This window comes from Granulicella arctica (assembly GCF_025685605.1).
Classification (GTDB): domain Bacteria; phylum Acidobacteriota; class Terriglobia; order Terriglobales; family Acidobacteriaceae; genus Edaphobacter; species Edaphobacter arcticus.
This window is the reverse complement of the sequence record NZ_JAGTUT010000001.1, coordinates 4,117,605-4,130,318: the sequence shown is the minus strand read 5'-3', so window position 1 is coordinate 4,130,318 and position 12,714 is coordinate 4,117,605. Positions and strand designations below refer to the sequence as shown.

Below are 12,714 nucleotides of genomic sequence, written 5' to 3'. Positions count from 1 at the left end.
TGCCAGTCGGAGTCTTGATAACCGCTCCTACCCATGCTGAATGCCTGCAGCCTCGATCTCAGCGGCTCGCAGGACTTCCTGAGGTCTCGACTTGAGGAGGTCTTTTGGCATTTTGTTATGAAGGTAGGAGTTCACGCTCCCGAACCAGAACGCCTTCTGCCAATCATCCTTGTCGGCAAGGATGCTCAGAACCTTCTCCATGACCGGAAGAGGACGCGCGCCCTCCTTGAACTCCAACGCATAGATCGGGTAGAGGTCAGCGCCTTTATATGGAACCGCGAAGATCAACCCGGCTTTCTTCCAGCGATTCGGCTGGGAACTTGGATTGGTCTTGCTGAAATGTGCGGCGTCGGCGATGTCGGCAGCCCTGGCAAAATCCTTGCTCTCGACGATGCCCTGAATGGCTTGCGCAAACATGCCGGCTTCGATGAGCCGGCTCGGGCTGAGGGGAACATCCGGGGTCAGAGCCTCGACGAGCGCCTTCCAGCGGTCTTCCTGTTTCGCGTCCAAGAGCAAATCGATCAGTTCAGATGCCTGCCGGAGGGTATCGAACCTTGCTTTGGTGCGCAGGTCGTCGTCCTTACCACTGGAGACGAACACGAGCGCGCGTGCCGCAATATTCTTCAGCCGAGGCGCGATCTCCTGCGCTTCGCCTTCCTGAACGTCCCAATGCTGATGCCGAGCCGGATTGGTGAGAGCACTAGAGGGCATGATGCTTCCTCCTACGCGATATAGATTATCACTATTTATCATAACCTGTATCGCGCTCCCACCTTGATGCCGCGTTCAAATCCTGTGACAGTTGGGTGAAAAACCCAACATCTGAAACGCGCTCCCAATAGACTCCCAATAAGCTGTCCGATGCGTACTTTTCCATACTTCCGAGTCGCCATTTGTACTAGGAAATTCAACAACATACGCAAGTGCTCGGTCACTCATAACCCAAAGGTCGTAGGTTCAAATCCTACCCCCGCAACCAATTAGCGAAACCGTCAACCCCAGACAAGCCCATTTAGCAGCGGTCGCCAAATCGCTATGGGAGTGTTGAGTGTGGTTGGCTTTTTTTTGCATGGGCCTAAGTGCTCCTCAATGCCGTTTTCAACACCTTGCTGTTGACCTAACGCTTGGCCGTCATCAAGGCGTCTCCTACACGTTCATCGTCGTCGAATCCTGGGCATGGCGCATCAGTTTTTGCTGTACCCCGATAGGTGCCGAGGTCCTGTCCAGCCATGAACGGTAGGTATGGCGATAATTGTCTCGAAAGAGCAACCGACCGACTTAGAAGGACAGACACGTGCGCAACTCATCACGGCCAGGAGATATCCATCTCCACCTAAAGGCCGAATACATTTGCGCAGACTTGTCTCTCGACCAAACTTTCCCTTGCAGTCGTGCGACGGACCATACATTTACGGTATCTAAAACACTAGCGTTTAAGGTGCAGGCTGCATGGTATTTGAGCCGGATGATGAAGTGTCCTCGACATTCGAGCTCGGTCGGGTTAAGCAAACAGGTTACGACTGCCAATTAATCTTTTCCTCGGAGAACATAAACACGGTCTTGGACGGATCGAGGAATTCCAAATTGTCCTTCTGCACGATATTCCGCCACGCCTCGGTTCCAACCACTTTGCGGAGGTCTTCGATGGAGTCGAACCAAACTTCAGAGACGCCGTCATATGGAGCAGCCGTCACACCCAGGGGTACTTGTCCGATATTGTGCTGCTGAACGTAACGCTTTGCGAACTGTTTGACCTCCGGGATCGCCTCAAGAAGCGGCCAATGCTTCTGCTCCCAATACTCGCTGAACTGCTCGCGAGTGATATCTGCGCGCCTTGTAAGGAAGAGGTTCATCTTAATCATGGTCATTCTCTTTTCTTGTGGTGGGCTTCAAATTGACTGCAGCGCGCCCGTTTACGTCTGCGAGTGAGGTCTAACGACACTTCCCAAGTCCAAGGCAGGCTGTCTAGTAGTTCACCATCGCCACAGCCTGTCCGATATAAATTCTGATTTCGAGTTGCTCCACCAGCCAAGCCGCGAGGTCCACTCGTGTGATCGCGCGTCCCTTCTCGCTCTTCTTCAGCACCTTTATCCTTCCTGTCTCGGCTTTATCCGTGAGGATCGGAGCGCGCGCAATCACCCAGTCCAGTCCACTCTGGCGCACAATAGCTTCCATATCCTTCTTATCTCTGGTGATTCCACGTAAGAACGTCGGCACAACCAGCCATCGATACCACCAAAGGCACTGCTTCCTACTCTCTGCAACGCCGAGCGCGGACACCACCAGTAGCCGACGAGTTCCTGACTGTTTCATCGCGGCCACGATGTTTCGCATCACGTCGCGCTCTAACGTCTGATGTTGCCATGGGGCCATTCCTCCTATGCACTCCACTACAGCGTCTTGACGTTCCATCGCGCGCAACACGTCCTTCTGATTTAGTGCATCTCCCTCAATGACACAAACGCCGGGGCCATAAGACCGACCGACGCGGCGCACCAGCACGCTCACCTCATGGTCGTTCGCAATCGCGTGTGCCACAACTAGTGCACCCGTCCTACCGTTTGCTCCAAGCACAAGGACCTTCATGTAGAACCTCCACGTCGAACAGACCTAGACAGGTCTTTACTTACAGAGAGCCGTGCGCTGGTGAACGGCTCTCTGTCGCATCTCATTTGTTCGGCGATGTTTAGGAGGGCTTTTCGCCTTGCGCCGCGTTTGATACGGCTTCCCACTTCTCCCAGTTGCTCACACGACCCGCGTAGACGCCCTTGAACTTCGCGATCGTAGTGGAACCGAGCACAAGTCGGAGTGGCGGCTGCTCCGCGTCCACGACTTCGAAGACAGCGGCGGCCGTTGCCCCCGGGTCACCAACTTCCTCGGGCTTGAACGCTGAACGAACGTGCTGCTTCACACGGTCATAGGCTTCGATGGCTGGAGGGGCTTGGGCTGATGAACGGAAGCCGGTGGAATACGAACCAGGTTCCAGGATTGTGACTTTGATTCCGAAAGGAGCCACTTCGCCCGCCAAGGCTTCCGAGATGGCCTCGATGGCAAATTTCGTGCCGTTATAGCTTCCACCGGTCGGGAAGGACATGATTCCGCCGATGCTCGACACCGTGATGATGTGACCGCTGCCCTGCGCCCGCAAGATTGGAAGCGCTGCCTGAATGACCCAGAGCGTCCCAAACACATTGGTTTCAAAGTTGGCTCTTACCTGCTCAGGCACCAACTCCTCGATCGCGCCGAAGTAGCCGTAACCAGCGTTGCTCAGGATGACGTCCAGGCGCTCGAAATGAGCAGCGGCTTGCTTGACCGTTGCGAAGACGGCATCGCGGTCCGTTACATCGAGCGGCAGGGCGAGTACGGCATCCCCATACGTCTTGACGAGCTCATCGAGATCGCTTGTCTTCCGTGCCGTGGCGACCACTTTATCGCCGCGCTTTAGAGCTGCCTCTGCCCAAAGACGGCCAAAACCTCGCGCTGCACCAGTAATGAACCAAACTTTTGATGATGACATTTTGTAATTCCTTCCCCGATAGAAATCGGTGTGGTTTCGATGAACGTGGATGTTTGAGTTGAGTAGTTCCTAAAACAGCAGGAGCTAAAAACGCTTGCGTAACGAGTGGTGCGCACGATCTGAGCACACAGCAAGCAGTTGAGCTTCAGTAACGCTGAGTTACTGATCGAGTCCTTTACCGGAAGCTAACGCCCGTCAGACCCTCGGATAGAGTCCAGAGCTTCGAAGCGACACCGGCGTCCAGCGCCTGCGACTCGATTTTCCCAAGCCCCGGCCGTCCCTTGAATTCTTTGAAGCCCTGTGGTCCAAAATATTGCCCACCCTTCACTCCGGGCATTGTGGCCGCCATCAGCGTCGGCAGTGCACCCGCGGCCGCCGATTGGCCCATGATCAATTTCGCGACGGGAATGATCGCTCGGAAGACAATGTTGGCGTCGGGGGCTGGACCGTTGGCAAACAAATCCGTACGAGCGAAACCCGGATGGGCAGCGACGCTGGTCATGCCCCAGCCGTTCGCATTACTACGTCGGTCAAGCTCCAGCGCAAACATCAGCATGGCGAGCTTGGACTGCGAATATACCGGGAAAGCTTTGTATCCTTGCTCGTAATTGAGATCGTCGAGCTGGATCGTGCCGGTCCGGTGTCCGAAGCTGGACAGTTGAATGACGCGTGCTTTCGCCGCGCTCAAAAGCGGGAGAAGTCTTGCGGTCAGCGCGAAGTGAGACAGATAGTTCGTCCCGAGCTGCAGCTCGAATCCGTCCGCCGTGGTTCCGCGATCATGCGGGGCCATGATGCCTGCGTTGTTGACCAGGATGTCGATCGGGCGACCCGCAGCAAGCATACGGTCGACGAACTGTTCAATGGATTTCAAGCTGGCCATGTCGGCGAGCTCGAACCGCACCTTGGCGCTCCTATATTTCTGGCGGATCAATGCTTCCGCATTGTGCCCCTTCGTGGGATTACGCCCGGCCAGGATGACTTCAGCCCCCGCGCCAACCAATCCGAGCGCCGTCTCAAGTCCAAGACCGCCCGTCGCGCCGGTGATGATTGCCAGCTTGCCGGATTGATCGGGAATACTGCTAGTCGTCCAAGTTGTCATGTTTATCTTCCTTTGTGTTGACTTCTAAAAGTGTTTTCCTGACGACAGACGCCGCGAACATATGGTTGAAGATAAACCATCCATGTAAGACTTTGAATGCGTATTAGTCCGAAATAATTGCTCGAAAATCCAATAGTTCCCGTACAATTGTCATAATGAGTAGCGATCCCTTCTCCGATGTCCTCAACCTACTCCGTGCCAAGTCGGTCGTTTCTGGCACTTTGGTCGCGGGAGGCGCATGGTCGATTCGCTTCCCTGCTTCCGATCTCATTAATTTCTGGGGCATTGCACGAGGCGAATGCTGGTGTGTGACGAAAACGGCTGAGGCGCCTCTGCACCTCAAGGCCGGGGACTTCCTTTTGCGCTCTGCGTCTGAACCGGCGGTATTGGCGACTGATTTGGACGCGACACCGGTCGATTTTCAAGACGTGCTTACGTCAGGCACTGAAGGAAGACTGCACCATGGCGACGGCGACGATTTCTTGATGATTGGTGGAAAGGTGGAACTTGATGCAAAGCTCGGGGTGGGGCTTCTCGACTCATTGCCGCCATCGATTCACATTCCACATGGATCAACGCACGCGATGATCCTGGAATGCCTGCTCGCACAGCTCGTGCGAGAGCGAACGGAGGGATCGCCAGGCGTCGCAAGCGCATCGGCACAGCTCGCCCACTTGATGTTCATTCAGATTCTTCGTGCCCATCTGGATTCGGGCGCAACGCTCCCGCCGGGCTGGTTGCGATTGATGGGCAATCAACGCCTGGCACCTGCGCTCCGATTGCTTCATGGCGAACCCGCCCGGGCCTGGGGACTAGATGAACTCGCTCATGAATGCGGCATGTCGCGTGCCTCGTTTGCGTCTCACTTCAAGACAACCGCCGGCGCCGCTCCGCTCGCGTACCTGGCGCAGTGGCGGATGCGCCTGGCCGAGCGCGCATTACGCGATGGCGACAACGCGATTTCATCACTCGGCTACTCGCTCGGATATGCCTCGGAAAGCGCATTCAGCAATGCGTTCAAACGGCTTGTTGGCGAGGCTCCCGCGCGCTACCGTGCCAACGCACGCGTCAGCCAAGCTTCGGTTTAGTACGTCATTCCTAGAATGAGCTGTTATCAAAAGCTGTTAGTTTGACGCGCGAAACGCGGGGCGGTCTCAACCGTGATCTTTGGACAGTAAGTCCGGTTGGCCTTCGCGCGGTATGCCGATATGCTTCGGTCGATCTTGGGTCCGTTGTCTCCCGTTCCTAAATGCGAGGCGCCTGGCACCCATTTCAGTGAAAGAGCACACTTCCATGGCACCTGGGCTGCCGTCAAAACCAGAATTTCCGCTCAGAAACCTTCCGCCATTCCGGTATTACCGTAGCCTTTAAAACCATGTTTGAGGTATTCACCAGGGTTGGCCCCCACAACTCGCTTAAACGCCTTACTAAACGCAGCGTCAGACTCGTAACCGACTAACCGAGCGACGTCGATGAGCTTTTTGTCACGCTGCTGTAGTAACTGCATCGCCTTCTGCATCCGCCACTCCGTCACATATTCCAGCGGGGTTTGTCCGAGCAGTTCCTTGAAACGTGCTGCGAACGCGGAGCGAGACATGCCCGCCGCTCCGGCCAGGGATTCGACCGTCCAAGGTGCATTCATATTGTCGTGAATGGCACTCAGAGCAGCGCCTGTTTGAGGATCGAAGACCGCACGAAGCCATCCTTTGTTGCGTTCCGGTCCCGATGCGATATGCGCCCGGAGCATTTGGATAAACAAGACCTCAGCTAGCCGATTCGCAACTGTTTCAGATCCTGGTGCCTGTTCTGCCATTTCTGATGCCAGCGCTTGCATTGTGCCGTGAAGAGCAAGCGTGCGTGCCTGCTCCGCCTTGATCAGAATGAACCTCGGCAATAGCTGAGTGATCGGCTTCAGGCTGGCGCGATCGAAACTCATGGATCCGCAGACAATTGTCGTCGGCGCGCCGCCCCCTCCATGATGAGCGACATTACCCTTGGCTTCGGCCCCGATCTCGCGGAAACTCCACCTCGGACGTGTTCGCGGGTTGTCGCGCAAAACAATCGACGTCCCCCGGGCCAGCAAAAAGCAATCACCACCGGTGAGGGGAATCGGCTCCGGAATCCCTTCCACACTCAGCCAGCAGTTGCCGCGCGAAAGCATGGCGAAGTGCGCCAAATCCGTGGGTGACATCTTTTTGTCTGAAGGCGTGCCTTTCTCTTCGGTCTGCTTTTCCTGTCTTACTCCCCATGGGGCTGTGGCTTCGAGCCTGTGCAGACCGAAAGCTGTTACGTGCATCGTTCTGAAGACATCTGTTATCGGGTCCAACTTAATCTCCTTCGTTTGGACGAATAGACAAAATATTAGGACTCTTGAGCAGTTCTCGTCCACCTTCAAAGAACTCTACTCTACTGTACCGAATGCGACACATCTATGAAGGGAGTAATTATGGGAAAGCTTGAAGGAAAAGTTGCAGTCATCACGGGTGGATCGAGCGGCATGGCGCTGGCGAGCGCCATGCGATTCGTTGAAGAAGGCGCCTACGTTTTCATCACGGGCCGGAGGCAGGAGGCGCTCGATGAGGCCGTCAATCTGATTGGCCGGAACGTGACCGGCGTTCGCGGCGACGTGTCCAATCTTGACGACCTCGACCGCCTGTTCGATACGGTCAAGCGGGTACGGGGCAAAATCGACATCCTGTACGCGAGCGCTGGCACGGGCGAAGCCGTACCATTGGGCGAAATTACCGAACAGCACTTCGATACGGCCTTTGGCTTGAATGCGCGCGGCACGCTGTTTACGGTTCAGAAGGCGTTGCCGCTGTTCAACGATGGCGGGTCGATCTTCATGAACGGGTCAATTGCTTCGATCAAAGGTTTCCCTGGTTTTAGCGTGTATGCGGCGAGTAAGGCGACGTTGCTCGCATTCGCACGCGGGTGGCTCAACGAACTGAAGGGCCGGAAAATCCGGGTGAACGTGCTCAGCCCCGGGCAGATCGCCACACCCATTCAGGAGCAACTCTTCGACGAGGAAACGAAGCGGTATTTCGAATCCCTGGTCCCGCGGGGAAAGATGGGTGGTCCTGAGGAAATTGCGACGGTCGCGCTGTTCCTTGCTTCAGACGATTCGAGCTTCGTGAATGGGGTGGAGTTGTATGTCGACGGCGGCACCTCGGCCATCTGATATCAGAGGATCTCAGTGAGTGCACGATTGGATGCACTCACCGAGATCCGATAGATAAGCAAAGTCAGCTTCTCGTAAGCAATAACGGCAGGATCGAATCAAAGGATGCGAATCTGCTCTTGAATGACGAGGCATTGTGCCATCAAGCTATCAAAGCACGCCCAAGACTGATCAAAGCTTCACACTCATCTAGTGCAACAGACCCGCTCCGCTACAGGGCGGGCGCGTACAGGAAACCAGCGAGAGCATCGAACGGCCGCTTCGAACCAGTACCACTCAATAGCAGTTCCGCAATAGCTGGCTTCCGTCCTGCGAGTTGAAGACGGGCAAGCGCAGGGCCATCCACATCAAAGGGCATTTTGCCATTCTTCGACATGATGCCGTGACACGTGTCGCAACCTGTGGGTGCCTGTTTCGCCGCGTGACAGGCGATACACGTGCCCATGTGGGTGTCCTTTTCGAGCGAGATCGCGGTTCGCTGAGCTACCGGCCCGTGGCACTCCTCGCATGTGCTGCCTGCGTGGGTCTTGTGGCTAAAGGTCACAAACGACGGAACGCGATAAACTCGGGTCCAGGCGATGGGTTCCTCGTTCTTGGCAGCCGCGGCAAGCCGTTGAATGTCAGGCTTATCGGTGGCGACGGAAGCATGACACGTCATGCATTTTGGCGCCTGGGGCATAGCAACCGTCGAACCATTGCCGCGCTCCGCGTGACAGTCGTTGCAGGTCATCTTCGCGGTCTCGGCGTGAAGCTTGTGGTCAAAGGCAATGGGCTGTACCGGAGCGACGCCAGTGGCCTGTGGGGCTGGCTTCGAAGCCGAAGAACTGGCGTCCTGCGCGTGAATGAGCACACTCAGGGCGGATAGTACGACACACATGAAGAGCAGCTTCCGCAAGCGATAATCCTTCCGCATAAAACGAGTTTCGTTTAGAGCTAAGTACGCGGCCAATGTCAGACGTTTCCTTTGCGCATCTCTTCTGCAAGATAATCCGACGCCCGCATCGCGAGTGCACACATGGTGATCGTGGGGTTCTGCCACCCCGCACTCACAAAGACACTGGCGTCGGTGATGAACAGATTTTTCATGTCGTGGCTTTGATTCCACTTGTTCACGACACCCTTTTTCGGATCATCGCTCATGCGCGCGGTTCCCTGCTCATGAATGGAGTACCCGGGCGGGTTGAACTCATGATTCTTCACCAGGATATCGAACCCGGCTGCTTCTGCCATCGCAGACATGGTGTCGATATAGTCCTTGGTCATGTTCGTTTCGTTGCTGGTGTACTTGGTGTAGATGTTCAGCGTGGGCATACCCCAGGCATCCACCACCTGCTTGTTGAGCGTGACGTGATTCTCGTAGTGTCCAAGCGTCTCGCCCATGATGTTCGTCGAAAAACCGCTCCCGTTGTAGGTCTGCAGCTTCTGGTCGAGTTCCTTGCCATAGAAAGGCAACGCACGTGGATCGAACGGTCCGCTATTCGTGGAGACGTTGACCGCATAGCCGCGAAGAAAGCCGTTGCTTTTGGTCTCCAGATTGCGGAAGCGTGGGATCAGGGCGCCTCCTCCCATGAGGCCATGGCCACCTTTGCCGTCACGCGCCTCTGGAACCGAGCAGATGATTCCCGCCCCATAGATCTGATCCGTGAGGTAATGACCAAGCGCTCCGCTGGAGTTGCAGATATTCGAGATCATCAGCAGGCGGGTCGTCTCAAGCGTACCCGCAGCAACGATCACTACACGTGCCTTGAGCACCATCTCGCGATGCGAGTGACGATCGACGAAGAGGACGCCGTCCGCCAGGCCCGTGTTCTTATCAACCGTGATCTGCGTTACGACTGCGTTGGGGATGGTGGTGAGTTTGCCAGTAGCGACTGCATCGGGGACGACCAGGTTGAGCGACGCAGCCATGCCGTCTTTGCCCAGAGCGGAACGCGCCTTAGTAACCGGCACGCCCTGCTTCTTGCCGGCGTCGACGAACCGCTGCATGGCCCCGGACCAGGGAGACTTGTCTTCGATAAACTTGCCGTCAGGATACTGCGGCAGACCGTCCGTGTGGCCCGTTACGCGGAAGATATCCTCAACGCGTGGGTAGTACGGGAGTAGATCGTTCAGAGAGATCGGCCAGTTTTCTCCAAAGCCGTCATGGTCTTTGCACTTGAATTCAAAGTCGCTATGGCGAAAGGACTGACGTCCCCAGAATGGTGAACGGCCGCCCACACTGCGGACACGGACCCAGTTGTATGGCTGATCCGGTGGATGGTAGTACGGGATAACCTTCTCGTCGACCCACATGTTCGAGTTGAACTCGCTGGCCTGATACACGTGAGGGAGTCGGCCCGGTGCGTCGAAGCCACGAAACGGTAGCTCGTGCACGGGCTTCAACTCGCGGTCTCTCTCGAAGTTGAGCATAGGACCCGCATCCAGCATGGTGCAGGCGATACCTTTTTCGGTGAGGATCTTCGCGGCCATGCCGCCTGTGTGTCCTGACCCGATGATGAGAACGTCAACCTTCTTCTGCGCCATGCTTACTCTGCTTTCTTCGCCTGGGAGTGTCTTAGGAGTGCTTCAGTTTCGGGGTGGGAGTAGCCTGCGCCATGCCATGACTTACCCATGTCTGAATGCCAGGATCGATGGGATGCCAGTAAAGTCCGACGCCTGGCGTGCGCTCTCCTACTGCCTCGGCTGCCGTTGCCCATGCAGGCGAGTTGATCGTCGACGTGCGGATATCACGATGCGCCAGACTGACGAAGCGGAAATGAACTTCGGTGGGCGGATGATCATTCATCCAGCCTTTCAGGAATGGGCGGATCACAGCGTCAGCCTGCTTCGCGTCAGCCTTTGCAAACGGCAGGCTGCACTGCTTCATGCAGTCGGCGTTCAAACGGTCGAGGCCAGTGTTGTACATGACCTGGTGCTCGACCGGCGATGCGCCGATATAGAAATCCAGGAACTCTGGTGTTCCCGCCTTGATGCTGCTGGGATAGTCGTCGTTTGCCGGCATCAGCAATTCACACAGACGCACCAGGGAGGCGAAGCGCACCGGCGTGAAATAACGCGCCTCGGTCATGGCCACTGCATCGGGCTGCGAGACAGGAATGGTTGGCGTGCGGACCTGCGAATCTCGCTGCATGCGAGAAACCGCCTTCGGGCTGGACGCTGCAGAGGGCTGCACCGCCATCGTTCCTTGATCCACCGTGCTGGTGGCTGGAGGTGGATTCTGAGCCTGGGGAGCAGGCTGCTGCTGCCCTAGAGCTGTACTTGCCGTTGCCGTTGCCATAGCAAGGCCCTTTACAAAGTCGCGCCGTTTCATGGGTGAATCGTACGGGCTAACAACGCGGGTAGTCAATTGTCGCCAGCGCAAAATGTCTAACTTCAATGTGAAGAGCCTGAGATTTGAAGTGAGCGGCAATGCGAGATATCGCTTTCTACGAAGCTGCGCAGCGGGAGAATACTAAACCTCGGCACCGTTGCCGGATGCCTCAGGTGTGCACCATACAACACGCACAGGGAACAACTCTTCAACGTTGCGAGAGCCTGGGGAAGGATCGATAGTTGATTGGGAGATCATGGCGGCGACAGTGCTGAAGGCTGCTCACAAATTCCAGCCGATTCGCCTGTCCCTAAATCTTGATCAAAGCTCTTAGATGCCTCGTGAAAGTGCGACCGGCTGCCTCACGGGTTGCATGACTCGCAACACGAACAAGCAGCCGGCAGATGCGTAACCCTAGTGAACCTTACCCTTTCGGCACCGAGATGGTAATGTTGCGATACATGATGACCCCGTGGTGATCCCCCTGCAGATAGAACGGCCCGGGCTCGGCCTCATTGCTGTCAAGAGCGCCTCCGGTCGGGCCAGGAATCTCGACATTGTCGTGATACATCCTGCCATCACGCAAGACCGTCACACGTCTGCCGACGAAGGTCACGTCGAAGGTCGTCCACTTTCCGAGATTATTTTCTGCACCCTCTGGTGGCGGAAAGTAACTGTAGATCGCGCCCATCTCGTGCGATGGCAGCTTTCCGCCCTCTGTGCCTACCTGTAGCTCGTAGCGACCGCGCAGATAGATGCCGCTATTGCCGCCTTCCGGACAGTTCACTTCAATATGCAGCTTGAAGTCCTGGAACTTCTCTGTCGTCATGATGTTGGCAGCACCGTGTCCTCGTTGACCGGGCACCTCTGGATTGTCATTCACCAATTCGCCATCGCGAGCCACCCATTTGTTGTTCTCAACGTTACCTATCGGCTCCCAACCCTTGAGATCTTTGCCGTCGAAAAGGGGCGCCGGTTTCGTCCACTTCTTCGGCATGGACCGATCCAGTAGAGGTGCCTTCACGCCAGCGAGCATCGGGCCGTCGACGCCACCGCGCTTCTCGACGCCGGTTAGCTTGCCTGCGTCGGGAGATGTGAGCTCCCAGCGAACGGCTTCACCGGGAGCCGCTTCTCCCACAGTCACGATCAGTTTGCCCGAATCCATAGTGGCGTCTGTGATCAGATGCCATGCACCACCTCTCGGCTGAACGCGACCTTCAATTTTGCCGCCGCTCTCAGTAAGCTCGATCCACTGCGGATAAGATTTACCAGTGACTGGAGTAACAGTCATGTCCCAGCGGCCAAGAAACGCTTTGGTGTCTTGCGCGATGACAGTCGAGGCAAGCGTGGTCGCTGCCATAGCTATAAACAGAATCTTCGTCATTACGCGGTTGAATGAAACGTCTTTCTTTCCGGGCATTTTACCTACTCTCTTTGGGGTCACTACTAAACGTTATTGATTCTACGCAAAGGAGTTGGGATCGTCTCGTTCGAGTCTAAAGGGTCGCAAAGGGCTGAAGGCATCTCAGACACATGCTCTCCTTCGCGGTGCGGACTTCCGCCCGAGACAAGCTTGGTTTCGGTTCACTCGTCTTTGTGTTCCCTTC

The 12,714-nt window shown here is 56.1% G+C and carries 12 protein-coding genes; 2 read left to right on the top strand and 10 right to left on the bottom strand.

The window, feature by feature from the left end; all coding sequences use genetic code 11:
• Positions 1-27: 27 nt before the first annotated feature.
• From OHL20_RS17490 to OHL20_RS17470, 5 genes are all read right to left on the bottom strand, one after another.
• Positions 28-711, bottom strand: a complete 684-nt coding sequence (locus OHL20_RS17490; RefSeq protein ID WP_263384462.1) for a hypothetical protein — start codon at positions 709-711, stop codon at positions 28-30.
• Between the two features lie 803 nt (positions 712-1,514).
• On the bottom strand, positions 1,515-1,862 hold the full coding sequence (locus OHL20_RS17485) for an EthD domain-containing protein (RefSeq protein ID WP_263384461.1): 348 nt from the start codon (positions 1,860-1,862) through the stop codon (positions 1,515-1,517).
• 103 nt (positions 1,863-1,965) lie between these two features.
• Complete coding sequence (locus tag OHL20_RS17480; RefSeq protein WP_263384460.1) at positions 1,966-2,586, bottom strand: NAD(P)-dependent oxidoreductase; 621 nt, start codon at positions 2,584-2,586, stop codon at positions 1,966-1,968.
• Between the two features lie 100 nt (positions 2,587-2,686).
• Entirely contained in the window at positions 2,687-3,517 is an 831-nt protein-coding gene (locus tag OHL20_RS17475) for an SDR family NAD(P)-dependent oxidoreductase (protein WP_263384459.1), read from the bottom strand.
• 175 nt (positions 3,518-3,692) lie between these two features.
• Positions 3,693-4,616, bottom strand: a complete 924-nt coding sequence (locus tag OHL20_RS17470; protein ID WP_263384458.1) for an SDR family oxidoreductase — start codon at positions 4,614-4,616, stop codon at positions 3,693-3,695.
• Positions 4,617-4,771: 155 nt separating this feature from the next.
• Between OHL20_RS17470 and OHL20_RS17465 the strand changes: the two genes are divergently transcribed.
• Positions 4,772-5,704, top strand: coding sequence for an AraC family transcriptional regulator (locus OHL20_RS17465; RefSeq protein ID WP_263384457.1), 933 nt, complete (start codon positions 4,772-4,774; stop codon positions 5,702-5,704).
• A gap of 242 nt (positions 5,705-5,946) precedes the next feature.
• On the opposite strand, the gene OHL20_RS17460 is transcribed toward OHL20_RS17465, so the two are convergent.
• Positions 5,947-6,942, bottom strand: a complete 996-nt coding sequence (locus OHL20_RS17460) for an AraC family transcriptional regulator (protein ID WP_263384456.1) — start codon at positions 6,940-6,942, stop codon at positions 5,947-5,949.
• Between the two features lie 120 nt (positions 6,943-7,062).
• On the opposite strand from OHL20_RS17460, the gene OHL20_RS17455 reads away from it, so the two are divergent.
• Entirely contained in the window at positions 7,063-7,797 is a 735-nt protein-coding gene (locus OHL20_RS17455) for an SDR family NAD(P)-dependent oxidoreductase (RefSeq protein WP_263384455.1), read from the top strand.
• A 211-nt stretch (positions 7,798-8,008) separates the two neighbouring features.
• On the opposite strand, the gene OHL20_RS17450 is transcribed toward OHL20_RS17455, so the two are convergent.
• The 4 genes from OHL20_RS17450 to OHL20_RS17435 form a co-directional block, all read right to left on the bottom strand.
• Positions 8,009-8,692, bottom strand: a complete 684-nt coding sequence (locus OHL20_RS17450) for a cytochrome c3 family protein (RefSeq protein WP_263384454.1) — start codon at positions 8,690-8,692, stop codon at positions 8,009-8,011.
• Positions 8,693-8,748: 56 nt separating this feature from the next.
• Positions 8,749-10,320, bottom strand: coding sequence for a GMC oxidoreductase (locus OHL20_RS17445; protein WP_263384453.1), 1,572 nt, complete (start codon positions 10,318-10,320; stop codon positions 8,749-8,751).
• A gap of 31 nt (positions 10,321-10,351) precedes the next feature.
• Complete coding sequence (locus tag OHL20_RS17440) at positions 10,352-11,107, bottom strand: gluconate 2-dehydrogenase subunit 3 family protein (protein ID WP_263384452.1); 756 nt, start codon at positions 11,105-11,107, stop codon at positions 10,352-10,354.
• A gap of 424 nt (positions 11,108-11,531) precedes the next feature.
• A complete protein-coding gene (locus OHL20_RS17435) occupies positions 11,532-12,527 on the bottom strand; it encodes a 3-keto-disaccharide hydrolase (RefSeq protein WP_263384451.1) in 996 nt (331 codons plus the stop codon).
• Positions 12,528-12,714 lie beyond the last annotated feature (187 nt).